This is a genomic window from Deinococcus sp. LM3 (assembly GCF_002017875.1).
Taxonomy (GTDB): Bacteria; Deinococcota; Deinococci; order Deinococcales; family Deinococcaceae; genus Deinococcus.
In genome coordinates this window covers 2,925,068-2,952,037 of the sequence record NZ_MUFV01000001.1, presented here as the reverse complement: position 1 = coordinate 2,952,037, position 26,970 = coordinate 2,925,068, and the positions used below count along the sequence as shown (strand labels likewise).

At 69.4% G+C, this 26,970-nt stretch carries 25 protein-coding genes; 12 read left to right on the top strand and 13 right to left on the bottom strand.

Going from position 1 to position 26,970, the window contains the following annotated elements; translation table 11 throughout:
* Positions 1-100: 100 nt before the first annotated feature.
* Entirely contained in the window at positions 101-388 is a 288-nt protein-coding gene (locus tag BXU09_RS13910; protein WP_342446841.1) for an IPT/TIG domain-containing protein, read from the bottom strand.
* A gap of 120 nt (positions 389-508) precedes the next feature.
* Here BXU09_RS13910 and BXU09_RS13905 point away from each other — a divergent pair, with 120 nt between their 5' ends.
* Complete coding sequence (locus tag BXU09_RS13905) at positions 509-1,477, top strand: diacylglycerol kinase family protein (RefSeq protein ID WP_099750073.1); 969 nt, start codon at positions 509-511, stop codon at positions 1,475-1,477.
* Between the two features lie 160 nt (positions 1,478-1,637).
* Here BXU09_RS13905 and BXU09_RS13900 read toward each other — a convergent pair whose 3' ends face one another.
* Positions 1,638-2,615, bottom strand: a complete 978-nt coding sequence (locus BXU09_RS13900; RefSeq protein ID WP_078304275.1) for a tyrosine-type recombinase/integrase — start codon at positions 2,613-2,615, stop codon at positions 1,638-1,640.
* 81 nt (positions 2,616-2,696) lie between these two features.
* Entirely contained in the window at positions 2,697-4,214 is a 1,518-nt protein-coding gene (gene lnt / locus BXU09_RS13895; protein WP_346417580.1) for an apolipoprotein N-acyltransferase, read from the bottom strand.
* Between the two features lie 74 nt (positions 4,215-4,288).
* Between lnt and BXU09_RS13890 the strand changes: the two genes are divergently transcribed.
* Positions 4,289-4,993, top strand: coding sequence for a metallophosphoesterase family protein (locus BXU09_RS13890; RefSeq protein WP_078304270.1), 705 nt, complete (start codon positions 4,289-4,291; stop codon positions 4,991-4,993).
* A gap of 81 nt (positions 4,994-5,074) precedes the next feature.
* On the opposite strand, the gene BXU09_RS13885 is transcribed toward BXU09_RS13890, so the two are convergent.
* A complete protein-coding gene (locus BXU09_RS13885; protein WP_078304268.1) occupies positions 5,075-6,223 on the bottom strand; it encodes an alanine--glyoxylate aminotransferase family protein in 1,149 nt (382 codons plus the stop codon).
* Positions 6,224-6,461: 238 nt separating this feature from the next.
* Here BXU09_RS13885 and BXU09_RS13880 point away from each other — a divergent pair, with 238 nt between their 5' ends.
* The 6 genes from BXU09_RS13880 (at position 6,462) to BXU09_RS13855 (ending at position 12,107) form a co-directional block, all read left to right on the top strand.
* On the top strand, positions 6,462-7,169 hold the full coding sequence (locus BXU09_RS13880; RefSeq protein WP_078304265.1) for an HAD family phosphatase: 708 nt from the start codon (positions 6,462-6,464) through the stop codon (positions 7,167-7,169).
* Complete coding sequence (locus tag BXU09_RS13875) at positions 7,166-8,176, top strand: membrane dipeptidase (RefSeq protein WP_078304261.1); 1,011 nt, start codon at positions 7,166-7,168, stop codon at positions 8,174-8,176. Before BXU09_RS13880 ends, BXU09_RS13875 begins: the two co-directional genes overlap by 4 nt.
* Before the next feature lie 42 nt (positions 8,177-8,218).
* Complete coding sequence (locus BXU09_RS13870) at positions 8,219-8,908, top strand: histidine phosphatase family protein (protein ID WP_078304257.1); 690 nt, start codon at positions 8,219-8,221, stop codon at positions 8,906-8,908.
* A 72-nt stretch (positions 8,909-8,980) separates the two neighbouring features.
* Positions 8,981-9,868, top strand: coding sequence for an SH3 domain-containing C40 family peptidase (locus BXU09_RS13865; protein WP_346417579.1), 888 nt, complete (start codon positions 8,981-8,983; stop codon positions 9,866-9,868).
* Positions 9,865-10,902 carry a dipeptide epimerase gene (locus BXU09_RS13860; protein WP_078305044.1) on the top strand — a complete coding sequence of 346 codons (1,038 nt, stop codon included), beginning with the start codon at positions 9,865-9,867 and terminating at the stop codon, positions 10,900-10,902. The genes BXU09_RS13865 and BXU09_RS13860 overlap by 4 nt, the downstream gene beginning before the upstream one ends.
* Positions 10,899-12,107 (top strand): Gfo/Idh/MocA family oxidoreductase, encoded by a 1,209-nt coding sequence (locus BXU09_RS13855; protein WP_078305045.1) that lies wholly within the window; start codon positions 10,899-10,901, stop codon positions 12,105-12,107. The genes BXU09_RS13860 and BXU09_RS13855 overlap by 4 nt, the downstream gene beginning before the upstream one ends.
* Positions 12,108-12,228: 121 nt before the next feature.
* Here the strand turns inward: BXU09_RS13855 and BXU09_RS13850 are convergent, their stop codons facing one another.
* The 3 genes from BXU09_RS13850 to BXU09_RS13840 form a co-directional block, all read right to left on the bottom strand.
* The gene (locus BXU09_RS13850; RefSeq protein ID WP_078304254.1) at positions 12,229-12,849 is read right to left on the bottom strand and encodes a histidine phosphatase family protein; all 621 of its coding nucleotides are present in this window, start codon (positions 12,847-12,849) and stop codon (positions 12,229-12,231) included.
* A 43-nt stretch (positions 12,850-12,892) separates the two neighbouring features.
* Positions 12,893-13,765 carry an SDR family oxidoreductase gene (locus tag BXU09_RS13845; protein WP_078304249.1) on the bottom strand — a complete coding sequence of 291 codons (873 nt, stop codon included), beginning with the start codon at positions 13,763-13,765 and terminating at the stop codon, positions 12,893-12,895.
* Positions 13,766-13,864: 99 nt separating this feature from the next.
* Complete coding sequence (locus BXU09_RS13840) at positions 13,865-14,278, bottom strand: Rrf2 family transcriptional regulator (protein WP_078304243.1); 414 nt, start codon at positions 14,276-14,278, stop codon at positions 13,865-13,867.
* A gap of 123 nt (positions 14,279-14,401) precedes the next feature.
* Here BXU09_RS13840 and uvrC point away from each other — a divergent pair, with 123 nt between their 5' ends.
* A complete protein-coding gene (uvrC, locus tag BXU09_RS13835; RefSeq protein WP_078304238.1) occupies positions 14,402-16,255 on the top strand; it encodes an excinuclease ABC subunit UvrC in 1,854 nt (617 codons plus the stop codon).
* A gap of 209 nt (positions 16,256-16,464) precedes the next feature.
* Here uvrC and BXU09_RS13830 read toward each other — a convergent pair whose 3' ends face one another.
* The gene (locus BXU09_RS13830; protein WP_078304235.1) at positions 16,465-16,650 is read right to left on the bottom strand and encodes a hypothetical protein; all 186 of its coding nucleotides are present in this window, start codon (positions 16,648-16,650) and stop codon (positions 16,465-16,467) included.
* A 233-nt stretch (positions 16,651-16,883) separates the two neighbouring features.
* Here BXU09_RS13830 and BXU09_RS13825 point away from each other — a divergent pair, with 233 nt between their 5' ends.
* Positions 16,884-17,579, top strand: coding sequence for a phosphatase PAP2 family protein (locus BXU09_RS13825; RefSeq protein ID WP_078304232.1), 696 nt, complete (start codon positions 16,884-16,886; stop codon positions 17,577-17,579).
* 359 nt (positions 17,580-17,938) lie between these two features.
* On the opposite strand, the gene pdxT is transcribed toward BXU09_RS13825, so the two are convergent.
* From pdxT to rho, 5 genes are all read right to left on the bottom strand, one after another.
* Entirely contained in the window at positions 17,939-18,544 is a 606-nt protein-coding gene (pdxT, locus tag BXU09_RS13820) for a pyridoxal 5'-phosphate synthase glutaminase subunit PdxT (protein ID WP_078304229.1), read from the bottom strand.
* A gap of 3 nt (positions 18,545-18,547) precedes the next feature.
* Positions 18,548-19,438 (bottom strand): pyridoxal 5'-phosphate synthase lyase subunit PdxS, encoded by an 891-nt coding sequence (gene pdxS, locus BXU09_RS13815; protein ID WP_078304226.1) that lies wholly within the window; start codon positions 19,436-19,438, stop codon positions 18,548-18,550.
* Between the two features lie 95 nt (positions 19,439-19,533).
* On the bottom strand, positions 19,534-19,935 hold the full coding sequence (locus BXU09_RS13810) for a response regulator (protein ID WP_078304223.1): 402 nt from the start codon (positions 19,933-19,935) through the stop codon (positions 19,534-19,536).
* Positions 19,932-21,278: a M23 family metallopeptidase gene (locus BXU09_RS13805; RefSeq protein WP_078304220.1), complete on the bottom strand. Its 1,347-nt coding sequence runs from the start codon at positions 21,276-21,278 to the stop codon at positions 19,932-19,934. Before BXU09_RS13805 ends, BXU09_RS13810 begins: the two co-directional genes overlap by 4 nt.
* A gap of 31 nt (positions 21,279-21,309) precedes the next feature.
* The gene (gene rho / locus BXU09_RS13800) at positions 21,310-22,587 is read right to left on the bottom strand and encodes a transcription termination factor Rho (RefSeq protein ID WP_055363062.1); all 1,278 of its coding nucleotides are present in this window, start codon (positions 22,585-22,587) and stop codon (positions 21,310-21,312) included.
* Between the two features lie 612 nt (positions 22,588-23,199).
* Between rho and BXU09_RS13795 the strand changes: the two genes are divergently transcribed.
* On the top strand, positions 23,200-23,529 hold the full coding sequence (locus BXU09_RS13795) for a DHCW motif cupin fold protein (protein WP_078304218.1): 330 nt from the start codon (positions 23,200-23,202) through the stop codon (positions 23,527-23,529).
* Positions 23,530-23,781: 252 nt separating this feature from the next.
* Entirely contained in the window at positions 23,782-26,970 is a 3,189-nt protein-coding gene (ileS, locus tag BXU09_RS13790; RefSeq protein WP_078304215.1) for an isoleucine--tRNA ligase, read from the top strand.

Below are 26,970 nucleotides of genomic sequence, written 5' to 3'. Positions count from 1 at the left end.
AAAATCGCCCGTCAGGACAGTACACCCCAGCTGGCCGGAGCGGGAACAGGGGAGAGGGCGGCCCGCCGGAACGGACCGCCCCCACCAACCGGACCCGCCGTTACTGACGGACGCTGTACTGCAGGCCGGTGGACTGACGTCCCGCGACCTCCACGAACAGCCAGCTACCCCCAACCGGCGCGTCGGCCGGGATGGTCAGCACGATCTCGCTGTCCGTCCAGGACTTCACGGCCGACGCCGGGAACAGGAAGCCGCCCTGACCGCGTTCATCGGCGCCCAGACGGACCCGGCCCGTCGACGGTCCACCCAGGTAACGGCCCTGAATGGTGACGGTCCCGCCGCGCGCGGCCGACTCCGACACCTTGATCAACACGGGGGTGACCGTCACCATCCGCTCGGAACCCTGCTGGGCAGGCGCGCAGGACGCCAGGACCCCTGAAAACAGTAAAGAAGCAACCAAGAAACGACGCATAGCCAAAGCCTCCGTGAGGGCAGTCTAATGCATTTGATGACCGCCGACCCACGCACCCCCACCGCCGACCCGCAAGTTCCCTCCAGCCTGCGCGGCAAACGCATTCTGGTGATCTTCAACCCCAAGAGCGGCAGCGGCGACAGCGAACTGCCCGAGTTCATCCAGCTGCTGCGCGGCGCGGGGGCCGAGGTGACGGAACGCGAACTGCAGAAAGACACCCCCATGGCCGATTACGTCGGTGACATCGAGTCCTTCACATACCTCGTCGGGGCCGGCGGTGACGGCACTGTCAGCAGCCTCGCCTACGCCACCCGCTACCGCAACGTGCCCATGCTGGCCTTCCCGGCGGGCACCGCCAACCTGATCGCGCAGAACCTAGACCTGCCCACCGACGCCGCCGGACTGCTGCAGATCATGGAAGGAGCCCACAGCCTGCGCCTGGACATGGGCGAGGTCGAGGTGAAAGGCGAAACCAGCGGCTTCTGCATGCTGGCCGGCGCCGGCGCGGACGCCACCATGATCAAGGACAGCGAGGAACTCAAGGGCCGCTTCGGCGCGATGGCGTACGTCATGAGCGCCATGAAACAGATCAACCCGAAGAAAACCACCTTCCACCTGACCATCGACGGCGAGAAACGCGAATTCGAGGGCATCGGCGTGATGATCGCCAACTTCGGCATGGCCAACTACCGCCTGCCCATCACCAGCGACATCAGCCCCAGCGACGGCCGGTTCACGGTGATCCTGATGAAAGCCGGGAACCTGGTGCGCTTCCTCCCGAACCTGATCGACTCGGTCCGCGCCAAGTTGAACCTGGGCGACCCGATGTTCAGCGGCAACCTCGAGACGCTGGAAGCGCGGCGCGTCACCGTCGACGCCGTCGATCCGTTCCCACTCCAGTACGACGGCGAACTGCACGTCGAGACGACGCCCTTCGAGGCGCGCATCCTGCCGGGAGCCGTGCGTTTCCTGACCGCCGCGAAAAAAGACGACGTCGAAACCTGAACCCACCGCCCCTCCGCGACCGCCAGCGCACCTGCCCTGGCGGTCATTTATTGCAGTCAGAAAAACAGCGTCCAGCACGCACAAAATCACACAGGCTCACAGGAAGGCCAGGAAGGGGCCAGCAACGCGCGCCGAGGGTAAACCCCTGCCCTGGAATGCCCTAGCGGAATCCCTCAACCACATCATCCAGATCATCCTCCGGCAACTCCACGTACCGCCGGGTCGTGTCCACCTGCTCATGCCCCAGGAACCCCGCCACCCGCGTGAAATCCTTGACCGCCGCGTACAGCTGCGTCCCCGCGTACTTGCGACCCGCATGGAACCCCCGGAACTCCTGCACCATCCCGCAACGCTGCGCCAGCCGCTGCAACCGCTCGTACGCCGTCGAGTACGCCCGGAACGACAGCACCCGGCCCCCCGACCCCGGCGCGGCCACCCGCCCGGCCTGCAACGCCCCCAATGCCTCGCGCAGCCGCGCGCTGAGCGGCACAATCCGCGCCTTGTCGCCCTTGCCGTGCGCCACCAGCAGCCGCCGCCGCCCCAGGTCCACGTGCTCCCACTCGACCGCCAGCGCCTCCGCGATCCGCAGCCCCGCGTGTGTCAGCAGCAGCAGCAGCACCTGCTCCTGCACGTCCGCCTCCGCCAGCATCGCCTGCACGAAATCCGCCCGGTACGGCGGGTTCTTCACCACGCCCTTCGTCCGGTCCTTCGGGCGCTTCACGTCCGCGAACGGATCGGCGTCCGTCGCGCCCGCCCAGCGCAACGCCCGGTACAGCGCGCCCGCCGCCGCCACCCGCGCCTGCACCGTCGCCGGCTTCAGGCCCGACGCGGTCAGGGACGCCACGAACAGAGACGGTTCGCGCCGCCCCGGATGCAGCAGATTCCAGGCGTTCGCGTCCGCGTGCTCGACCAGAACCTCCACGCCCTTGCGGTAGGCGCGCAGGGTGTGCGGACTGAGCTTCACACCGGCGCTGGTATCGCTGCTGAGGTACGCGAGCGTGAGCGCCCACAGGTCCTCGAAGGCCTTGTCACGCGCGGCGGTAATGGCCCGGACGCGCAGGGCCTCGTCGGTGAGGCCGGCGAGGGCGCGGGCCTGCGCGAGGCGGTCGCCGGTGTACGCCTGGATGCTCTGGGTCATGTGCGCCGATGATAACATGCATTATCAACGGATGCTGGCCTGAGGGTCGAAGTCGCAGTTGCGGCCACTCCGACCGGTTTTTCAACTCGGGCGGCTGCTCCGGCGGCGGTCCTGCCGGACGCCGTAGGCGACCATCAGCAGCGCCAGCATCAGCGCGGGCCAGTCGCCGAGGCGCATGTAGGTGGTCGTGCCGTTCAGGAGTTTCGGGCGAACGTCGAGTGCCTGGATTTCCTGGCCGCTGGCCACGGTCTGCACGGGTTGCCCGAGGTCGTTCACGGTTCCGGCAACGCCATTGTTGACGCTGCGGACGACCCAGCGGCGCGTTTCGATGGCCCGGACGCGGCCCATATTGAAGTGTTGCTGGACGCCCCAGCCCTGGTACCAGCCGTCGTTGCTGGGGTTCACCAGCACCTGCGCGCCCCCGTTGGCGAGGACACGGGCGACCCAGGGGAACACGCTGTCGTAGCAGATGTACGCGCCGTACAGCACGCCGTTCAGCGTGAGTGGTGTGGGGTTGGGGTTGGGGGTCATGCTGGCCAGCGTGAAGCCCAGCGAGGTTTCGATGACGCGGTAAACGGGACCGAGGATGGGCCGGAACGGGAATTCCTCGCCGAACGGGACGAGGCGGGCCTTAGCACTCAGGCTCTGGATGGTGCCGCCCGCGTCGAGGCTGGCGACCGTGTTGAATTGCCGGTACGTGGCAGGTTGCCGGATGGGGTCAGGGCCGGGCGGGGTGAGGGGCTCGTCTCCGCCGATGCCGCTGATGCCAGGGCCGGGGAACGCGGGGATGGTCTGACCGGGTGCGGGTCGCGTGCCGGGTGAGCTGATGGCGCCTTCGCTCCAGACGATGACGCTGCCGGGTGGGCGGTTCAGGCTGGCGGCGGTCTGGACGCTGAACTGTTCCTGCGCGGTCAGGCCTCCGCTGGCGCGGCCGAACGCGTCGAAGGTGGTGCGCAGGACGCGCATGGGTTGTTCGGGACCGTCGCCGGGCGTGCGGGTGGCGCCGTAGCCGAGCGCGGCGGCCCAGGCGAGGGCGGCCAGGACGGTGGGGATGAGGGGGCGTCTCCCCTGCTGCTGGCGTCCGGTCCAGGCGTGAGCGAGACTGGCGGCGGTGAACGCGACCAGCACGCTGCCGAGCAACACCCCGCCCAGGTCGGCGATCTGGATGGCGGGCGTGGGCAGCAGCGTGTACCCCAGGGTGGGCCACGGGAACGCGAGCGGCCCCAGGAAACGCAACCATTCCAGGATGACCCACCCGCCCGCGAGTGCCCAGACGCGGCCGGTGGGCGTGCGGGTCAGCGTCACGGCGACGGCGGCCATGACGGCCAGGAACGCGGCTTCCAGCGCGAACAGCACGACCACCAGCGGCGCCGCTCCGAGGAGCTGGTGCAGGAAGGCACCCAGCCACCACAGGTGCAGCGCGAAGTACCCGAACCCCGCCCAGAACAGGCGGGTTGTGACGCCCCGGCGGGTGGGTGCGGCGGCGGCGTACCCGAGCAGGGCGGCCAGGGGCAGGGCGGTCAGGAAACTCCACGGGAGCGGCAGGCCGCACGCGGCGAGCGTCAGTCCGAGCAGGGCGGCGAGGGCAGGTGCGGGCATCCGGCCCATGATAGGGGGGTTGGGGGCAAGGATGTCGGGCAGGGCGCGGCGTTTTGCTCTAGGATGGAAGGACCTTGCGACTGGCCTTCATCAGCGATCTTCATGGGAACATTCACGCCTTGACTGCGGTCAAGCGTTTTCTGTCGGAACATATCGTCAATCAGGTGATTGTGGTGGGCGACCTCGTCGGGTACGGCGCGAGTCCGGGTCCGGTCATCGACTTCGTGAAACGCGAGGGGTGGGTGACGGGCCTGGGGTCCAGTGACATGCGCGTGGCGATGGAACTGGGGGACCGCGCGGACCGCAAGGGCGTGGCGGATCAGGTGCTGGGCTGGACGAAGAAGATGCTGGCGCCCGAGCAGGTGGATTTCCTGCGTCGCCTGCCGCCGGGCGGGCGGATCACCACGCCGATCGGGCGGGTCCGGTACTTTCACGGCAGTCCGCACGATCCGGAGGCGCGTCTGGACCTGATGGCGCAGGAGCGGGAGCTGGAGGCGCTGGCCGAGACGCTGGGCGCTCGGGTGGTCGTGGTGGGCGGGTCGCACGTGCCGTTCGTGCGGGTGATCGGCGAGACGACGTTCGTGGATCCCGGCAGTGTGGGCCTGACCCTGAATCACGAGCCGGGTGCGGACGTGGCGATCGTGGATTGCGTGGGCCGTAAGCCGAAGGTGTCGCTGCACAAGGTCACGTACGATTTCGCGTCGAGTGCGTTCGACATCATGGCGTGGAACCTGCCGCCCGTGATCGCGGACGTGATCCGCACCGGCCGCATGGGCTGAAGCGGGCGTCCGGATGGACGGAAGGCGGGGAACCTCGTATGGGGTTCCCCGCCTTCTCGGTGGTCGGTGTGGTGCGTGCGCTCAGGCGGGAACGGGTTCCAGCGCCTCGTTGAAGCGTTCGGTGAGGCCCTGCACGCCCAGCAGGTCTTCCAGGGCGTCCATCAGGGCGCGGTACGGGGCGGGGCGGGCCGTTTCGCCCATCAGGCCCAGTCGCCAGATCAGGCCGGCGGTGGCGCCCAGGCCGCCCGTGACGCTGATCTGCCGTTCCCGCAGGGCGCGGCGGACGCCCGCGTCGTCGAAACCGTCCGGGAGGCGCAGCGCGAGGACGGTGGGCAGACGGTCTTCGGGGCGCTGCACGTAGGGCGTGAAGCCCAGCGGGGCCAGCGCCGTCTGGATGGCCTGCCCGACGTGCTGCACGCGGGCCTTGCGGTTCAGCATGCCCTCGTCGAGCGCGGCGCGCAGGGCGGCGTGCAGGGCGTAGTGCAGGTTGACGGGGACGGTGTGGTGGTAGGTGTGGCGTTCCCAGTAGTCGCGCAGGCCCTCGAAATCGCAGTACCACAGCGGGGTGGGCGTGCGGCGGGCGTGGTAGCGGGCCATGGCGCGGTCGCTGATGGCGACGGGTGCCAGTCCGGGGGGGGCGCTGAGGCACTTCTGCGCGCCGGTGTAGGCGTAGTCCACGCCCCACTCGGCCATGTGGAAGGGTTCCATGCCGGCGGTCGTGACGGCGTCCACGGTCAGGAGGGCGCCGTGCTGCCGGGCGATCTGCGCGATCTGCGGGACGGGGTTCAGGACGCCGGTGCTGGTCTCGCCGTGCACGACGGCGACCATCTGCACGCCGTTCATCTGCGCGGCCACGTCGTCGGGGTTGATGGCCTCGCCGAGGGGGGCGGTGACGAGGCGGACGTTCGCGCCGTAGCGGGCGGCCATGTCGGCCATGCGCCGTCCGAACGAGCCGTTGGCGCAGACCAGGACCTCGTCGCCGCTCTCGACGAGGTTGGCGAAGCCGGCCTCCATGCCGAGGCTGCCGGTCCCGGCGAGCAGGGCGGTGAAGGTGGTGTCGGTCGTGCCGTACATGGCGCGCAGGTCCGCCTGGATTTCGGTGTTCAGCGCGAAGATTTCGGGGTCCATGTGGCCGAGCATGGGTCGCATGAGGGCCTGCTGGGCGCGGGGGTGGATGGGGGTGGGGCCGGGCGTCAGCAGGACGTGCTCGGTGTAGGGGTCCTCGAACATGTGGCCAGCCTAGCGCGGCGGCGTCCATTTAGCAATCCTGTTGCGCCCATCTTCCCTCAGGAATGTTATACAGGTGAATTATTGCTGAAAATCTGGATATTCGCAGCGATATTGCGTGGAATCTCCCCGAGCATTGATTTCTGTTCAGCTTCTGCCGGCCCGGCAGCAAGGCCGCGCCCGCGCGCCCGCGCCGCAGGCCGTCACGTTCTGCCAGCGGGCAGCGACTAGCATGTCCGGCATGACCAGTCAGCCCCCCCTGCGCGCCGTGCTGTTCGACCGCGACGACACCATCGCCTACACCGACCCCGGCGTGTACCGCGAGGCCGCCCTGTGGGCCGCGCAGACCTTCGGCCTCGACCCGCGCGAGGTCGGGGCGGGCATGCAGGCGCAGTGGCAGGAGCGCGCGTTCTCATGGTGGCACCTGCGCACCCAGGCGCAGGAAGACGCCTTCTGGGACGAGTACAGCCTTGAACTGGCCGGGCGGCTGAACCTCACGCCCACGCAGGCGGCGCAACTCTCGGCGCGTTACCCGTACGAGGCGTTCATGAAGCCCGTCCCGGACGCCCGCACCGTCCTGGAAGGCCTGCGCGCCCGTGGCCTGCGCCTGGGCGTCCTGAGCAACACGCTGCCCAGCATCGATCGCACCCTGGCCTTCCTGGGACTGGGCGACCTGATCGACGTGGCCGTCGCCACCTGCGCGGTCGGCATTCACAAACCCGACCCCGGCGCGTACCGGCACGCCCTGCACGCCCTGGGCCTGGACGCCCCCGAGGTGCTGTTCATCGACGACAAGGCGGAGAATGTGGACGCCGCCCGCGCCCTGGGCCTGCACGCCGCCCTGATCGACCTGAAAGGCGAAACGCCGGACGCCCTGCACAGCCTCGGCGAGGTGGCCGGGCTGGTGGACCGCATCGGCGTCGCCTCCCCCACCGCCGCCGCCCGATGACCGACACGCACCTGCCCGGCACCCACCTGATCGACGGGCACCTGGATCTCGCCATGAACCTGCTGGACGGCCGGGACCTGACCCTCCCGCTGGACGCCCTGCGCGCCGCTGACCCCGTGCCGGGGCAGACAGCGACCGTGACCCTCCCGGAACTGAGGGACGCGCAGGTCCGCGTGTGCTTCGGCACGCTGTTCGCCCTGCCACGCAGCGCCGACACGCCCGGCGGCTACACCGACCACGCCGGAGCACGCGCGCAGGCCCTGGCGCAACTGGACGCCTACCACCGCCTGCAGGACGCCGGGCACCTGACCCTCCTCACCTCGGCCACCGCGGTGACAGCACACCTGAATACGCTGGACGCCCCGCTCGGCGTGGTCCTGCTGATGGAAGGCGCCGACCCCATCCGGGACGCCGCCGACCTGCCCTTCTGGGTCGAGCGGGGCGTGCGCGTCATCGGGCCTGCCTGGGGCCGCACCCGTCACGCCGGCGGCACCGACGCCCCCGGACCGCTCACGCCCGCCGGGATGGACCTCGTGACTGCCATGCGGGACCTGAACGTCACGCTGGACGCCTCGCACCTCGACGATCACGCCTTCTGGGACGCCGCGCAGATCGGGCCACGCCTGATCGCCACGCACGCCAACAGCCGCGCCCTGGTGCCCGGCAACCGCCACCTGACCGACGACATGGCCCGCGCCATCGCCGCAGCGGACGGCGTGATCGGACTGGTCCTCCTGAACCGCTTCATCCGCCCGCTCCCGGAAGGCAGCCTGGACCGCGTGCCCCTGGCCGCGCTGGCCGACCACGCCCGCCACTACGCCGACCTGATCGGCTGGGACCGCGTGGCCCTCGGGACCGACCTGGACGGAGGCTTCGGCGCCGAGAAGACCCCCGCCGGTATCGACCGCTACGCTCACGTGCCCCGCCTGCTGGACGAACTGCCCGCGCACGCCCGCGCTGGGGTGGCCGCCGGGAACTGGGCACGCTGGCTCACCACCCACCTGTAATACGGACTCCGATACGGACGCCCCTGCTCTACACTCGGCCGCGTGCATCTCGTGCTGATCCGTCACGCCCAGTCCCTCAACAACCGGCTGTACGCACAGACGGGCGGTAAGGAGGGGCGGCATCCGGACCCGCCCCTGAGCGACCTGGGCTTCGAGCAGGCGCGGTTGCTCGGCGAGGCCGCCAACCGCATTCCGCACCTCGGGTCGCTGACGCACCTGTACAGCAGCCTCACCACGCGCGCCGTCCAGACGGTGGCCCCGCTGGCGACGGCCCTCTCGTTGCCTGTTCAGGGAGCGGACACGCTGCACGAGATCGGCGGGTTGTACCTGGGTCAGATGACCGGCCCGCGCACGCCCACCGCCGGGCAGACCCGGCAGACGCTGCAACGGATCTGCCCTGAGCTGCGCTGGCCCGCCCATCTGGACGGCCGGGCTGCCTGGGACGGCGGCTTCGAGGAGAACGACGCGCAGGTCTACGCAGACCGCGCCCGGACGGTCCTGAACGACCTGCGGGCCCGCCACGCCGTGACGGATCGCGTGGGCCTAGTCACGCACCAGAACTTCGCGCAGTTCCTGCTGGCCGCGCTACTGGGCAGTCCTCTGAGCCGACTGCCTGCCAAACTGGTGCTGGATAACACCGCCACCTGCGAGCTGGAACTCGGGCCGCGCAGCACCCGGCTGCTGTTCCTGAACCGGCATGATCACCTGCCCGGGCACCTCGTGACGAACTGAACGACGTTCAGGGGGCACTGGCCTGCACCACCTGCGCCCCGTTGCGCCTGTTGGGGCCGTAGGCTGTGGGGCGTGAGTCCCACTGATGTCGTTCTGGATGCGCGTGTGCACGCGTTCGATCCGGCCATGCGCATGGCCGAGGAGGCCCTGCGGGGCCAGCTGGAGGGGGCCGGGTGGCGGTTCGTGCAGCCGATGGCGGCCGTGACGGGCCGCTCGCGCCTGAGCCTGCGCGCGGCCCCAGACGCCGATTCGGCGCAGGTCAGCGAGGCCCTGCCGGGTGAGCCGCTGGAGTTGCTGTGGGAGGACGGGACCGGCTGGGCGCGCGTGCGGACCGTGCATGACGGCTACCTGGGCTGGGCGCGGGCGGACGGGTTGCTGCCGCGCGGGCCGTCCGGGAACGGCGAGGTGACGGTCACGGCGCTGCGGGCACATGCCTTCGCGGGGCCGCGCATCAGCCGCCCGGTCCTGACGGAACTGGCGCTGGGTGCGCGTCTAACACGGGCGTTCGGGGAGGTCGTCGAGGAGCAGCACCGCCGCTGGGTGCCGGTCATCCTGCCGGACGGTGCGGACGCCTGGGTGCAGGAGGTGGCCCTGACCGCCCGGCTGGACGTGGACATGGCGGAACTGGCGCTGCGGTTCGTGGAGACGCCGTACCTGTGGGGTGGTCGCAGCGCGTGGGGGCTGGACTGCTCGGGCCTGACGCAGCTCGTGTACGGCGCGTTTGGGCGGGCGTTGCCGCGTGACGCGGACCAGCAGCAGGCGGCCCTGATGCCCGTGCAGACGGCGCGGCGCGGTGATCTGGTGTTCTTCCCCGGTCACGTGGGTGTCATGCTGGACGACCGTACCCTGGTCCACGCGAACGCCACGCACATGCGCGTGAGTGTCGAGACGCTCGGCGAGGGCGAGTACGGCGCGCGGCTCCAGGCGGACCTGAGCGGGTTCGGGCGGTGGACGCAGTGACCGCCGCGACCTCCCCCGCACTGAGCTGGGAGACGCTGGACCTGCACACGGCGCAACCGTTCGGGATTGCCCGCTGGACGCACAGCACGTACCCGCGCACCTTCGTCACCCTGACGCACGCGGGCCTGACCGGGCAGGGCGAGGCCGCCCCGAACGCCTTCTACGGCGAGACACGCGGCACCGTCGAGGCGGTCCTGCCGCTCCTGGCGGACGCCCTGAGCGACCCCTGGGACTGGGACGGCCTGCACGCCCGCCTTTCGGCCCGGATGCCTCACGACCATCCCAGCGTGAAGTGCGCGCTGGAGATGGCGGCCGTCGAGTGGTGCGCGCAGGCGGCGGGCGTCCCGGTCTGGCGGTTGCTGGGCCTGAGCCCCGCGCCGCTGCCCGAGAGCAGTTACACGGTCAGCATCGCGGATACCGCCGCCATGCGCACCCAGGCGCGGGACGCGGTCGCGCGTGGGCACGGTGTCCTGAAGGTCAAGCTCGGCACGGACCGCGACGAGGCGATCCTCGAGGCGCTGCGCGAGGAAGCGCCGCACGCCGCGCTGCGCGTGGACGCGAACGCCGCCTGGACGCGCACGCAGGCCCGCCGGATGCTGGGCGTGCTGGACGCCGCCCGCGTGGAATTCGTCGAGCAACCCCTGGCGGCCGGCGACCTTGACGGGCACGCGGCGCTGCGGGCCGTGTCCACCGTGCCCATCGTCGCGGACGAGAGCCTGCACCACGTCTCGGACGTGATCGCGCTGGCCTGCGCCTTCGACGGCGTGAACCTGAAACTCGCGAAGCTGGGCGGTCCCCTCCAGGCCCTCGCGGCCATGAGGCTGGCGCGCGCGCACGGCCTGCAGGTCATGATGGGCTGCATGATCGAGAGCAGCCTCGGCATCGCCGCCGCCGCGCACCTCGCCGGAGCGTGCGACTGGGCCGACCTGGACGGCGCGCTCCTGCTGGCCGACGATCCGTTCACCGGACTGGAATGGCAGGCCGGGCACCTGACCCGCCCGACCGGCACCGGCTGGGGCGTACGCCGCGCATGAAGCCCGTGCGCGTGGCGATCATCGGCTGCGGCAACCGGGGCGCGGACGTGTACGCCCGGCACCTGTCCGCGCAGGGGGCGGTGATCACGCATGTCGTCGAGCCGCGCCCCGCCCGCCTCGCGGAGGTCGCCGCGCGCCACGACATCCCCCCGCAGGCGCAGTTCACGTACTGGGACGCCTTCCTCGCACAGGGCCGCGTGGCCGACGCCGTCGTGATCGCCACGCCCGACCATGACCACGTGCGCCCCTGCCTGCAGGCCCTCGCCCTCGGGTACGACGTGCTGCTGGAAAAACCCATCTGCCTGCACCCCCACGAACTTGACCTGCTCCTGACCGCCGAGACCGCCTCGACCGGTACCGTCACCGTCTGCCACGTCCTGCGCACCACCGCCTTCTTCACCGCCGTGCAGCAGGTCGCCGCGTCTGGCCGCCTCGGCACCCTGATCGGCATTGTGCACGCCGAGAACGTCGCCCACTGGCACTACGCGCACTCGTACGTGCGCGGCAACTGGCGCTCCAGCCCGCCCGCCGCGCCGTTCCTGCTCGCCAAGGCCTGCCACGACCTCGACCTGCTCCGCGCGCTGGCCGGCAGCGCCCCCCGGCGCGTCAGCAGCGAGGGCGGCCTGCACCACTTCCGGCCCGAACACGCCCCGCCCGGCGCGACCGACCGCTGCGTCACCTGCCCCGTCCAGGACTGCCCGTCCGACGCGCGACGCATCTACCGCACCCGCGACCCGCACGCATGGCCCGTCACCGTCCTCACCGCCGGAGGACAGACCCTAGAAGAAGCACTGCAAGACGGCCCGTACGGCGAGTGCGTCTACCTGGGCCGCAACGACGTTGCCGATCATCAGGCCGTCACCGTTCACTTCCGGAACACCGTGACCGCGCAACTCACGGTCAGCGCCTTCACTCACAACAACACCCGCACCCTGAAACTCCTCGGCACGCACGGCGAACTGCGCGCCCACATGGAACGCGGCGAACTCGAACTCCACGACTTCCGCACCGGCCACAGCGAACGCTGGACGGTCGACACCACCGGTAACCACGGCGGCGGCGACCAGGGCCTCGTCCGGGCTTGGCTGGCGTTCCTGCGCGGACAGGCTCCCCCACCCACCCCGCTCGCCGAGTCGCTGGATTCTCACCTGATGGCCTTCGCGGCCGAGGAATCTCGATTGACGGGCCAGACCGTGGCTTTCTGAGTGGGCGGATTGGATAGATCCCTAAGTGAATAGTTTCACGATTTAAGCTACTCGTGAAAGGATTGTTCTCTCTGCTAGAAAGAAAAGTCCCCGGTACCTGCTGGCACGTGGATTCTTCCGCTCAGTCCTCGACCGTCACGGCGAGCCGCTCGGCCTGCCAGCCTTCAGCGGTCCGTTCCAGCACGGTGTAATCGGTGTTTCCGTGCACCAGCTGCCCGTTTGCCCAGACATCCTCGATATTCAGGCCCAGCAGCGCCGCCAGTCCAATCCGGATGATGCCCCCGTGCGAGACCAGCGCGGCGTCCGTGCCGTCCGGCAGGGCGTTCACGTCCGAGACGAAACGGGCGGCGATCTCGTCGAAAGTCTCCCCTCCGGCAAATCCGAGGCGGCCACCGGGCAGACGCAATTTTTCCGGGTGGGTGTTCAGGGCCGAGTACGGCTGCCCGGCCCAGTCGCCGCAGTCCACCTCGTGCACGCCGTTCAGGATCTGCACCGGCACGCCCAGCGCCTCGGCCAGGGGGGCGGCCGTCTGCTGTGCGCGCCGGTAACGGCTGGCGTACACCGACTGCGGGCGCTGCGGCTGGCGCAGCAGATGCGTGGCCAGCGCGCGGGCCTGGGCGTGCCCGGTGTCGTTCAGTTCATCGTTCGCGCTGACCGGGCCGCGCAGCAGTCCCGCCTCGTTCCCGGCGGTCTGGCCATGCCGGATGATCCATACTCTCGCGCCGCGCTTCGTGCCTGTCATGCCCGGCAGTGTAGCGACCCCGATCACGGTCCTCCGCCTGAATTCAGCTGTTCAGGGCCTCGGCGACCGAGGTGCGCACGGGCGTGGTTGGCCGGGCGATCAGGCTGGTCAGGTCGCGGCTGGCGCTGGACAGTTCGCCGCGCGCGATGCCGGCGTCCACGTCGGCCAGGGTGTGCGCGAAGCCTTCGGGAACGCCGAAGCTCTGGAGGGTCGCGGTGTACTCTGCCCGCGGCAGGTCGCGGTACTCGACGGGCTGGCCGCTCTGGCGGGCGTACTCGGCGGCCAGGTCACGCATGGTGAGGCTCTCGTCTCCGGCGAGTTCGTAGGCGCGGCCGCTCTGCCCGGCCGGGATGTGCCCGTCGGTGGCGAGGACGGCGGCGGCCGCCTCGGCGTAGTCGCGGCGCGTGGCGAGGTTCAGTTTCCCCGTTCCGGCCGCCCCGAGGAGCGCGCCATTCTGCACGGCCTGCGCGGCGCTGCCGGTGTAGTTCTCGGTGTACCAGCCGTTCCGCAGGAAGATGAACGGCAGGCCGGAGTCCCGCAGGATCTGTTCGGTGGCCTGATGGTCGGCGGCCAGTCCGAAGGTGGCGGTGTCGGCGTTCAGGATGCTCGTGTACGCGACCAGTTGCACGCCGGCCTCGCGGGCGGCGTTGATCACGTTGCGGTGCTGGCCGACCCGGTCGTCGAAGTCGCTACTGGAGATCAGCAGGAGCTTCTCGACGCCCTGGAGCGCGGCCCTCAGGGTGTCGGGCTGGTGGTAGTCGGCGTGGCGGACCTGCACGCCCTGAACGGCGAGTGCGGCGGCCTTCTCGGGGGTGCGGACGAGCGCGACGAGCTGCGTGGCGGGCACGCCCCGGTCGAGAAGGGCCTGGACGACGAGCTGGCCGAGCTGGCCGGTGGCGGCGGTGATTCCGATCATGGTGGGTCTCCTTTGGGGAATGAGGGTGTGGGCAGGCCTACCCTGGGCAGGCTCACCTGTCGCTGTTTCGCTGACATGTTGGGCAAAAAAAACAGGCCGCTACCCGGCCCGGCACGCGAGGTCCGCCGTCACGTCCGCGAGGGTCGAGCGGGCCAGTTCAGCCTCCAGCGCCGCCTGCGCGCGCCCGAACCGGTCTTCCAGGGTCGCCTGGATGTTCGCGCCGACCGGACAGCTGGGGTGCGGCCGCTCGTGCAGGCGGAACACGCTGTCCTCGCCGTTCACGGCGCGGTACACGTCCAGCAGGGTGATCTGGCGGGCGGGACGGGTCAGGACAGCGCCGGCCACGCCCTGGCGGGTGCTGATCAGTCCGGCGCGGCGCAGCTGCCCAGCCACGGTACGGATCACGACCGGGTTGGTGCCCACGCTGAGGGCCATGTCGGCCGAGCTGCTGTGCTCCGGGAAGCGGTCGATCAGGGACAGGATATGGACGGCCACGGCGTACTGGCTGTTCACGTGTCCTCCCCGCTGCTCAACATGTCATCAATGTAGTGACAGGCTGGTCGGCTGTCAAGTTCCGTGACCACGACCGCGCCCAGGGTCACGGAAACGGGCGGGCCTCTCCCCTATTCTGGGCGGGTGCATCCAGACGACCTGCCCGTGCTGCCCACCACGCCCGGCGTGTACATCTTCCGCAAGGGGGGCACGCCCATCTACATCGGGAAGGCCAAGAACCTGCGCTCGCGGGTCGGGCAGCACTTCAAGGCCGGCGGCAAGAGCGGCAAGTTCACGGCGCTGGCCGACACGCTGGAATTCATCACGGCCCGCAACGAGGTCGAGGCGCTGGTTCTCGAAGCGAACCTGATCAAACAGCACCGCCCGCACTACAACGTCACCCTGAAAGACGACAAGCACTACCCGTTCCTGAAACTCACGAACGAGGCGTACCCCATGCTGGTCGTCACGCGGCGCGTCATCAAGGACGGCGGGCGCTACTACGGGCCGTACCCGGACTCGTCAGCCGTGCGGCGCGTGAAGAACCTGATCGACACCATGTTCCCCCTGCGTAAGAACAGCGGCCTGCCCATGCAGAAGAAAGCGCGGCCCTGCCTGAACTTCCACATGGGCCGCTGCCTGGGCCCCTGCGTGGACCGCGCCGACCCCGGCGAGTACGCCCGCACGGTCGAGGACGTGACCAGTCTGCTGGAGGGCCGCGCCGCGCCCGTCATCGCCCGGCTGAAGGGAGACATGAAAGTCGCCGCGCAGGGCCAGGACTTCGAGCAGGCGGCCCGCGTGCGCGACCGCGTCCAGGCCGTCGAGAAGCTGTTCGGCACCGAACAGCACGCCTTCGTCAGCGACGAGACCGACCTGGACTTCCTGGGCGCCGCGCAGGCCGGCGAGTACGCCATGGTGCAACTGTTCCGCCTGCGCGGCGGGCGCGTCGTGGGCCGCGACAAGCGCTTCCTGACCGGCACCGAGGACGCCCCACTCGGCGAGATCGTCGCCGCGTTCGTGCAGGACTACTACACGCAGGCCACGCACGTCCCGCCGCTGATCCTGCTGCCCGCCGACTTCGAGGACGCTCCCATATGGAGTGAGTTCCTGTCGGAGAAGGCCGCGCGGCGCATCGAGATGCGCACCCCCAAACGCGGCGACAAGGTCGACCTGATCGACATGGCGCAGCGCAACGCGCAGAACGGCCTGGACTCCGAGATGGCGCTGCTGGAACGGCGCGGCGACCACCCGGGCCTGGACGCCCTGCGGGAAGTGCTGGCCCTCGGTGACCGCCCGTGGCGCATCGAGGGCTACGACAACAGCAACCTGTTCGGCACGAACATCGTGTCCGGCATGGTCGTGTTCGAGGGTGGCCGCGCCCGCCGGGGCGAGCACCGCCGCTTCAAGGTCAAGGGCCTGGATCACCCGGACGACTACACCAGCATGAAACAGACCATCGTGCGGCGCTTCACCGGCAGCCTCTCGGACAAGTTGCCGCTGCCGGACCTGCTGCTGATCGACGGGGGGCGCGGGCAGGTGAACGCCGCCCTGGACGCCCTGAAGGAGGCGGACGTGCGCGTGCCGGTCGTGGGCCTCGCCAAGCGTGAGGAACGCCTGATCCTGCCCGGCCGGTACGGCGCGCAGTGGTGGCTGGACACCGGCACCGAGGTCGGCGTGGACCGCGAACTGCTGCTGCCGCACACCCACCCGGCCCTGCGGATGCTGATCGGCGTGCGCGACGAGGTGCACAACTACGCCGTCACGTACCACCGCAAACTGCGCGGCCAGGACATGCTGCGCAGCGTGTTCGACGACCTGCCGGGGATCGGGCAGAAACGCCGGGACGCGCTGCTGGAACACTTCACCAGCCTCGAGGACCTGGGCAGCGCCCCCATCGAGCAGATCGCCGCCGTGCCCGGCATGACCACCCGCGCCGCTCAGAGCGTCAAGGACTTCCTCGCGCAGCGCGAGGCGAACAGCCAGCCCATCACCGGTTGATACGGGCTCCGATTGAATGGCTTGCAAAGCCGTTCAATCCGAGCGGATGCGAGTGGGAGAGAAACGGGTTCCGGACGTGGAGCTGGCAATCCGGTGAAGTTCCGGATTGCCAGCGAAACAAACGGAATCCAGCTGAGGCCACCCAACGCAAACGCCGCTCCCGGTTCAGGGGGCGGCGCTGTGCGGTGCGGCGGGCGGGAAGCCAGGGCTCACGCGAGGTGCAGGCGGCGGCGCAGGGCAACCAGGAAGAAGGTCAGGCGGTGGGAGCGCGTGGGTTGCCGGTCAGCCTGGGCGCGTGCGGCCGCCTGGGCGAGCCGGGCCTGGCGGGCCTGCTGCGCCTCGTTCAGGAGGGCCTGGGCGCGGGCTGCGCCGGGATGGGTGAGAACGTGTTGCATGCGTGTCTCCGGGCAGGTGCGCCGCCGCCCCGCTGGCAGCCCGTACTGGCGCGTTCCCTGACGCCCTCATGGTGCGCCGCACACCCCCCGGCGCACATGCGGCGACTGGCGCAGCGCCGGGTGCGCCATTGCGCCTAGCCGGCCCCTCACCGCGCCTGATCCGGGCCGAGCGTTAAGCAAGCGGCAAGTGCCCCGCCTGACGCGGGGGCGGCACCTCAGGCTGTAATGTCGGGATGTTCCCTCATTCCCGGCGTGAATTCCTGCCGTTCCTGCGCAGCCACTGGCGATCCCTGCTGCTGGTGCTGCTGGGCGTGCTGATTCCCTTCGGGCTGTTCGCGCACCTGACGTCCGAAGTGTTCCGTGAAGGGGGGTTCTCGTGGGATCAGGGAGTGCTCGACTGGTACGCGCAGCGGCGCACCCCGGCCCTGACCTGGGCGGCCGAGACGCTCGCGACGCTGGGCGGCGTGACGGTCCTGCCGTTCGTGACCTTGCTGCTGGCATGGCTGCTGGCCGGCCGGGGTGGCCGGGCGCACGGCTGGTTCCTGGTGTCGGGCGTGGTGGGCGCGACCCTGCTGAATGTCACGGCCAAGGTGGTGTTCCAGCGCCCCCGCCCGGACGAACTGCTGGCCCTCCTGAACGAACCGGGCTTCAGTTTCCCCAGCGGGCACGCCATGTCGAATGCGGCGTTCGGGTTCGCCCTGACACTGGTGTTCTGGCGGTCGCGGGCCGGGTGGCCGGTCGCGGTGCTGGGGCTGCTGTGGGCGCTGGCCGTCGGAGCCAGTCGCAATTACCTCGGCGTGCATTACCCGTCGGACGTACTGGCGGGCTTCACGGCCAGTGTCGCGTGGGTGGCGGGGCTGTACACGGTGATGGCGCGGCGCTGGCCGCAGCTGCGGGGTTCACCGGCCGGGCCGCGCGATACCCGCTGAACGGGTGGGGCTGGCCGGGTGTCGTGCATAGAAGATAGATGGTAATAAGTGAAATCATTCACGATTTTACCGGATCGTGAAATTATTGCCTGCCAGGAAAATCCGTCCGGAAAGACACGAGTGGCGCACTGCGCAGGCAGAGGGAGGCGATGCCCCGCAGGACTCGAGCTCCCTCTGCTGTGCCGTTCACCGTCGCCCGGCTTATACGGACTCCGATTGAAGGGGCTGCAAAGTCCCTTCAATCCGAGCGGATGCGACTCGTAGAGCTGCTTCGCAGAGGAGGAGAAAAGCGGGTTCCGGGCGTGGAGCTGGCAACCCGGCGATGTTCCGGGTTGTCAGCGAAACAGACGGAATCCGTATCAGGTCAGGGCGACCGGCGCGGCACATTCCCGGACGAACAGCTCGTGCAGACGCCCGTCCGGGGTCAGTTCCGGGTGGAAGGCGCTGGCAGTCACACGGTCCGCGCCGACCATCACAGCCTGCCCGCCATACGAGGCCAGCACGTCCACGCCGTCACCGACGCGGGTGAAGGCCGGCGCACGGATGAACACGGCCGCGAACTCTCCGTCCAGACCCCGCACCGGCAGGTCGGTGGTGAACGAGTCGATCTGACGACCGAAGGCGTTGCGCTGCACGGTCACGTCCAGCAGGTTCAGGCTGTCCTGCCGCCCGAACTGCGGGGGCGCGCCCAGCACGTCGCGGGACAGCAGGATCGCGCCCGCACAGGTGCCCCACAGGTGACCGCCCGCCGCGTGGAAGGCCCGCACGGGCTCCCACAGGGCGTACTCGGTCATCAGGCGGGCCATGGTGGTGCTCTCCCCTCCCGGCAGGATCAGACCGGACAGGCCGCGCAGGTCGCTGCCCAGGCGGACTTCCGTGACCGCCACGCCCAGACCTTCCAGGCGCTGGCGGTGCTCACGGAACGCGCCCTGCAGGGCCAGAACACCGATGCGGGGCGCCGTCACGGCTTACCAGCCCCGGCTGGCGAGACGCTCGGCCGGAATCAGGTCGTCGATGTTGATGCCGGTCATGGGCGCGCCCAGGTCCTCGCTGATCTCGGCCAGCACGTCCGGGTTCTGGTAGTGCGTGACGGCCTTCACGATGGCCTGCGCGCGGCGCTCCGGGTTGTCGCTCTTGAAGATGCCGCTGCCGACGAACACGCCGTCCAGGCCCAGGTGCATCATCAGGGCGGCGTCGGCGGGCGTGGCGACCCCACCGGCAGCGAAGTTCACGACCGGCAGCTTGCCGTGCTCGTGCACGTACCGCACCAGTTCGTAGGGAGCCTGGAGGTCGCGGGCGACGGTCATGAGTTCCTCGGTGGGGCGAACCTGGATGGCGCGGATCTCGCCCAGCACGGTGCGGGCGTGACGGACAGCCTCGATGACGTTGCCGGTGCCGGCCTCGCCCTTGGTGCGGATCATGCTCGCACCCTCGCCCACGCGGCGCAGGGCCTCGCCCAGGTTCTTGGCGCCGCACACGAAGGGAACCTTGAAGTCGGTTTTCAGGATGTGGTACTGGTCGTCGGCGGGGGTCAGGACCTCGGACTCGTCGATGAAGTCCACGCCGAGCGCCTGGAGGATCTGCGCTTCCACGATGTGCCCGATACGGACCTTGGCCATGACGGGAATGCTGACCGCGCCGATGATCTCCTTGATCATCTTGGGGTCGCTCATGCGGGCCACGCCGCCGTCCTTGCGGATGTCGGCCGGGACGCGCTCGAGGGCCATGACGGCCGTGGCGCCGGCCGCCTCGGCGATGCGGGCCTGCTCGGCGGTGACGACGTCCATGATGACGCCGCCCTTGAACATCTCGGCGAAGCCCTGTTTCAGGGCGGGGGTTCCGGTCGTGACTTCACTCATGGCCGCACCATAGAAGAAATCTGACCCCAGAAAAAGGGTCAGATTCAGAGACTGCGTGGGGTCAGATTCGGGCCCGATCCGTCCAGTCGATCTGCTCAGGTGACCCGCTGCTGCCAGCGCAGGTGGGCCCGCTCGATCACCTCGACCAGCTGCGACGGACGGAACGGCTTGACCACGTACTCGGTGATCACCCCGTCCCCCAGTTCCGGCATGACGGCCGGTCGCGCCAGACCGGACAGGAATACCACGGGCGGCAGCGCCCCCCCCTGCAGGTCGAACATGCGGCGGACCGTGTCGAAGCCGTCCCAGGGGGTCATCAGCACGTCCATGACGATCACGTCCACCGACTGCCGGGCCAGTTGATCCAGCGCGGCCGGGCCGTTCGCGGCCGGGTACACCTGGAATCCCTGCATGGTCAGGGTCAGGTCGAGCAACTCGAGAATCTGCTCCTCGTCGTCCACGACAAGCAGATTCAGGCGCGTTCCCGGGTACGTCAAGGGAGCAGTCCCAGTGGATTGATGGTTTCCCCGCCGATCCGGACCTCAAAGTGCAGGTGCGGGCCGGTGCAGACGCCGGTGCAGCCCACGTACCCCAGCAGTTGCCCCTGCTCGACCCGCTGACCAGCCGACACGGCCGCGCGGCTCATGTGGCCGTAGATCAGCGTGGAGTCCCCGCCGGTCGTCCAGACGTTCAGGCCGAACGCGCCGTAGCCGCTCTGCGTGACCGTCCCGGCCGCCGCCGCGTAGATCGGCGTGCCGTACGGGGCGGCCAGGTCGATGCCGCCGTGGAAGAACTGCCGGTGGAAGGCGATATCCCGTTCCCCGTAGCGGCTGGTCAGTCGGTAGGACCGCATGGGCCAGGCCAGCCCGGAACGGACGCTGCCGGAACTGGCGGCCGAGACGGCCGTGCGCTGCGGCGTCTGGGCCACCTGACGCTCTCTGGCGGCGGCCTGCGCCGCCTCGTACTGCGCCTGGCGTTCGTAGGCTTCCATCTGCGCGCGGCGTTCCGGGCTGTTCTTCCAGGCGAGGTACTTCTCGTAGCGGGCCTGCGCGGCGTATTTCTCTTCCAGGCGGTCGCGTTCCTTCTGCTTCTTCCAGGCGAGGTAACGCTCGTACTTCAGCTGCCGCTCCCGCGCCATCTGGGCCTGACGCTCGGCCTCGCGTTTCTCCGCGAGGGTCTGCGCGAAGCTCTCGGCGCGGATGCCCGGCAGCAGCAGTTCGTCCCCCACCTCCAGTTCGGTGGGCAGCACGTCGTTCACGCGGGCGGTCGCCACGAGATCCGCGCCGTACCCGGCAATCAGGGACAGCGCCGACTGACCGGGCTTGATCTTGACCAGCAGGCCTGGCTGACCGGTCGGGATGTTCAGGGCCGAACCGACCGGCAGGTCGTCCAGGCTGGTGCGGTCGAGGTTGGCGCTCAGCAGGTCCACCAGGGTCAGGCCGAAGCGGCTGGCGACGCGGCCCATGGTGTCCCCGGCCCGCACGACGTACGTGCGGACGGACGACGGACGCTGCGGCTGCCGGGCGATCTCACGCGGCGGCAACTGCACCCGGAACAGGCGCAGGCCGTCACGGCGGTCCAGGAGGCGGACCGCGCCGGGCGTGACGCCGTAGCGGCGCGCGAGGCTCCCGGCGGCGGTGCGGCCGTCCGTGACGACCTCCAGGTTCCGGTCTGGCACGCGGTCCAGCACGAGGTCCGCCGGGGCCTGCAGGTTCGGTTGCAGCGGCGCGGTGAGCTGTTCGAGGGGCGTGGCCTGCTGCGCGCCGGCCTGGGGGGCCAGCAGCAGCGCGGCGGTCACGGCGGCCCGGAAGGTCAGGTCGCGGGAAAAGGGAAAAGGCAAGTAGGGACTCCAGAATCGAGAATAGACAACGTCACCCGCCGGCGAGGCCCTGCAGGAATTCGACGTTGTTCCGGGTTTTACCCATGCGGGACAGCAGCATTTCCATGGCGTCCGCCGGGTCCATGTCGCTGATGACCTTACGCAGCAGCCACATTTTCTTCAGCACTTCGGGTTGCAGCAGCAGTTCCTCGCGGCGCGTGCCGGACTTCAGGATGTCCAGCGCCGGGAAGATACGGCGTTCCTCCAGGCGGCGCGACAGCACGAGTTCCGCGTTGCCGGTGCCCTTGAATTCCTCGAAGATCACGTCGTCCATGCGGCTGCCGGTCTCGACGAGCGCGGTGGCCAGGATGGTCAGGCTGCCGCCCTCGCGGATGTTGCGGGCCGCGCCCAGAAAGCGTTTGGGCCAGTGCAGGGCGTTGCTGTCCAGACCGCCGGACAGGGTGCGTCCGGTGGGTGGGGTCACGAGGTTGTTCGCGCGGGCCAGTCGCGTGATCGAGTCCAGCAGGATCACCACGTGACCGCCTTCCTCGACGATGCGGCGGGCGCGTTCGTGCACGAACTCCGCGACGCGCACGTGATGCTGCGGCGGCTCGTCGAAGGTGCTGGCGATGACCTGCGCGCCCTGCACGCTCTCGCGGAAGTCCGTGACTTCTTCCGGGCGCTCGTCGACCAGCAGGACCATGACGGTCACGTCCGGGTAGTTCTTGACGATGGAGTTCGCGATCTTCTTCAGCAGGCTGGTCTTACCGGCCTTGGGCGGCGCGACGATCAGCGCGCGCTGCCCCCGCCCGATGGGCACGAGCAGGTCCACGACGCGCAGGCTCAGGCCGTCGTCCATGGTGGGGTCTTCCAGCACCAGTTGCGCGTCCGGGAAGGTGGGGGTCAGGTCGTCGAAGCGCGGGCGGCGGCGGGCCGTTTCGGGATCCAGGCCGTTCACGGCTTCCACCTGCACGAGCGAGCCGAAGCGTTCGTTCTCACGGGGTTTGCGCGCCCGGCCGATGATCTCGTCGCCGGTCCGCAGGTAGAACTGCTTGATCAGCCCGGCCGTGATCAGCACCGTGCGGCTGTTCGGGTCGAGCAGGTCGGCCTGCAGGAAGCCGTAGCCGTCGGCGCTGATTTCCAGGAAGCCGCGCGCCAGCAGTTGCCCCTCGGCGTCGGCCTGGTGCTCCATGATGGCCAGCGCCAGGGCATCTTTTTTCAGTTTGCGGTAGTTCTCGATGCCGTAGCCGGCCGCGATCAGGTGCAGTTCGGGCAGGATCTTCTGCTGCAGTTCATGGTACGGCAGGCTGTTCAGGGTGGGGTCCGTCACAGCTGGACCTCGCGCCCGGCAGCCGGAAACGGCGCGCGTGGCCGGTGATTAAGGTTGTGGATACAGAGTTTCATTAAGGTTCTCCCTGGCAGTCATTGTAAACACCTGCAGGCTCGCGGGGGGACGTGCGGGCCGCTTCGAGAGGGGGGCATGGCGGGTGCGGAGCGGACCTCAGCATACTCCGGGCAGGTGAGCGCGGTCCGCACACGTTGACCGACGTAGCCTGCCGTCCTACCATGAGCGCAGCCCCCAAGCGGGGTGAGACAACCACGAAGCGAACGTGAGGACAGTAGGCCACGCAGGGCAGCTGGAGCGAGTCAGGGACGGTGAGAGCCTGACGCCAGCCGCGAGTGCCGAACATCACCTCCCGCGCTGACGGAAGAAAAGCCCCCAGGCGGGGGCCGAGTAGAACCGTCCGGACACCCCCCGGCAGAGGGACTGGCAACGAAGGCCGCCCCCTCCACGCGGGCGGTGAAGTTGGGTGGTACCACGCTCTCCCCCCCGGAATTCCGGGCGGCGCGTCCCAGCACACGAGGCAGCGTTCTGCCCCGTTTCCGCTGAGTGAACCGCCGCCCCCCCTTGCTGTTCCCTGCCCTTCCGGAGGCCCGAGCCATGCACCTGACCGACATTCCCTTCGGCGTCACCACCTGGGCCGACGTGCCTGCCACCCGGCATCCGGGCGAGCGGGGCGAGGCCGTGTGGAGAGAGCGGCAATTCGGAGCGGTGCGCGTGCGGATGGTCGAGTACTCCCCCGGCTACCTCGCGGATCACTGGTGCGAGAAGGGGCATATCCTGCTGGTCCTGGCCGGGCAACTGGACACGGAACTGGCCGACGGACGCACCTTCACGCTGCGGCCCGGCGAGTCGTATCAGGTGGCCGATCACGCCGAACCGCACCGTTCGGGGACGCAGCAGGGAGCCACGCTGTTCATCGTGGACTAGTGCCACAGTCGACCGGTTCCACGGTTGACTGGCCACACGGCCAACTGGCTCCACGGCCGACTGGCCCCGCCTCTGATCAGACCCGCACCCCCCGGAGGTGACCATGCCGCGACCGTTCCGCCCCGTCCCCTGCCCCGTCCCGCCCGGACGGCCGATTCGGACGCGGGTGACCCCCGCCCCCGACATCAATCCCGACATCAATCCTTCCACGCCCGCTCTGTCCAAGCCCCCTGTGTCCCATCTGGAGATCCCATGACCACCGAACAGAAACCCCTCTTCAAGCCCGTGCAGGGCAACCCGAATTTCCCCGCGCTGGAGCAGGACATCCTGACCTTCTGGAAACAGGCGCGCGTGTTCGAGCGTTCGCTCGAGCAGACGAAGGAGGGGCCGACCTTCACGTTCTTCGAGGGGCCGCCCACCGCGAACGGGCAGCCCGGCGTGCACCACGTGCAGGCCCGCTCCTTCAAGGACCTGTTCCCGCGTTTCCGGACCATGCAGGGCTTCCACGTGCCGCGCAAGGCCGGCTGGGACACGCACGGCCTGCCGGTCGAGCTGGGCGTCGAGAAGAAGCTCGGCCTGAACAGCAAACGCGAGGTCGAGGCGTACGGCATCGATAAATTCAACGCGGAGTGCCGCGCCAGCGTGTTCGAGTACGAGGCCGAGTGGCGCCGGTTCACCGAGCGCATGGGCTACTGGGTGGACCTGGACGACGCGTACATGACGCTGCACCGGGACTACATCGAGAGCATCTGGTGGAGCGTCAAGAACCTGAACGAGAAGGGGCTGCTGTACAAGGGCTTCCGCGTGGCGCCGTACTGCCCCAAAGACGGCACGACCCTGAGCAACGCCGAGGTCAGCGAGGGCTACAAGGACATCCAGGACCCCAGCGTGTACGTGCCGTTCCGCCTGACCGACCCGGCCAGCCTGGGCCTGGAGGACGGCGCGGCGTTCCTGGTGTGGACGACCACCCCCTGGACGCTGCCGTACAACGTGGGCGTCGCCATCCACCCGGACTTCGAGTACGTGGCCGCGCGGGACAAGGACGGCGCGGTGCTGATCCTGGCCGCCAGCCTGCGAGGCGAGGTGCTGGGCGAGGACGCCGAGGTCATGAAGACCTTCAGGGGCAGCGAACTGGAGCGCGTGGCGTACCAGCCGCTGTTCACGGAGGCCTACGACGCCGAGGGCGAGGGCAAGACCGTGTGGATGTCGGGCCTGGACACCTACGTGTCCGACAGCGACGGCACCGGCATCGTGCACACCGCGCCCGCCTTCGGTGAGGACGACATGCGTCTGGCCCGCAATTACGGCTTCCCGGTGATCGTGGGCGTGGACGGCGAGGGCAAGCACCGCTTCGGCCCGTGGAAGGGGGTGTTCTTCCGCGACGCGAACACCGAGATCGTCCGCGACCTGCGCGCGCGCGGCCTGATGTGGAAAGAAAAGAACTTCCTGCACGCGTACCCGCACTGCTGGCGCTGCGGCACGCCGCTGATGTACTACGCGACCGAGAGCTGGTACCTGAACAACACCCGCCTGAAAGAACGCCTGATCGAACTGAACCAGACCATCGACTGGCACCCGCCGCACATCCGCAACGGCCGGTACGGCGGGTGGCTGGAGAACCTGATCGACTGGAACCTGTCGCGCAGCCGCTACTGGGGCACCCCGCTGCCCGTGTGGGAGGCCGAGGATGGCGAGTACCGCGTGATCGGCAGCTACGCCGAGCTGGCCGAACTGAGTGGCCGCCCCGAACTGACGGGACCCGACTTCGACCCGCACCGGCCGTTCGTGGACGACATCACCTTCGAGGCAGATGGCAAGACCTTCCGGCGCGTGCCGTACGTGATGGACGTCTGGTACGACAGCGGCTCCATGCCGTTCGCGCAGCACCACTACCCCTTCGAGAACACGGAGAAATTCGAGAACGGGGGCTTCCCGGCCGACTTCATCGCGGAGGCCATCGACCAGACGCGCGGGTGGTTCAACTCGCTGCACCAGATCGGCACGATGGTGTTCGACTCCGTGGCGTACAAGAGCGTCATCTGCTCCGGGCACATCCTGGACGAGAAGGGCGCGAAGATGAGCAAGAGCAAGGGGAACGTCGTGAACCCCTGGGAGGTCTTCGACCAGTACGGCGCCGACGCCGCCCGCTGGTACATGTACGTCAGCGCGCCGCCCGAACTGAGCCGACGCTTCGGCATGAACCTCGTGGGCGAGGCGTTCCGCTCGTACTTCCTGACGCTGTGGAACACGTACTCGTTCTTCGTGCTGTACGCGAACCTCGACCAGCCGGACCTGACGGCCGCCGCGCCCGCCGATCAGCGCCCCGAGGTGGACCGCTGGCTGCTCGCCAAGGTGCAGGCCCTGACCGCCACCGTCACGGCCGCGCTGGAGAACTACGACCCGACCGGGGCCAGCCGCGCCCTGCAGGACTTCGTGACCGAGGACCTGAGCAACTGGTACGTCCGGCGCAACCGCCGCCGCTTCTGGGCGGGCGACGACGGCGCCGACCACAACGCCTACGCCACGCTGCACACCGCGCTCGTCACGGTCACGAAACTGACCGCGCCGTTCACGCCGTTCCTGGCCGAGACGCTGTACCAGAACCTCGTGCGGCCCCTGGACCCGCAGGCCCCCGACAGCGTTCACCTGACCTCCTGGCCGACCGTGGACGAGGCCAGCGCCGCGCCCGTCCTGGTCGCCGAGATGGACGCCGTGCTGCGCGTCGTCAGCCTGGGCCGCGCCGTGCGAGGGCAGACCGGGATGCGCCAGCGTCAGCCGCTCCCGAAGGTCATGGTGCGCGCCCGCACCGCCGAGCAGACCCAGGCACTGGGCCGCTTCGCCGAGCAGATCAAGGAGGAACTGAACGTCAAGGAGGTCGAACTGATCGACCAGTTCACGGAACTCGTCAGTTACGTGCTGCGCCCCAACCTCCCGGTCCTGGGCAAGAAGTTCGGGAAGGCCGTCCCGCAGGTCCGCGCCGCTCTGGCCGCCGCCGACGCCAGCGAGATCGCCCGCGCTGTGCGCGACGGCAAGCAGTTCGAGGTCGTGGCACCCACTGGTGAACGCTTCGAACTCGGGCCGGACGAGGTCCTCGTGGACGCCCAGTCCCCCGAAGGCTTCGCCGCGCAGGAGGAAGCCGGGTACCTCGTCGCGTTCGACACCACCCTGACCCGCGAACTGGAACTCGAGGGACTGGCCCGCGACCTCGTGCGCGGCGTGCAGGACGCCCGCAAGAAGGCCGGGTTCGAGGTGCAGGACCGCATCGCCCTGCACCTGGACCTGAGCGGCGACGCCCGCGAGGCCGCCGAAGCGTGGCAGGAGTACCTGAGCAGCGAGACGCTGGCCGAGACGCTGGTGTTCGGTGCGGGCGGCGGCTTCGAGGCGGACGTGGAAGGCGGGAAGGCCTACCTGGAACGCCTGGAGACCGTCAGTCACAACTGA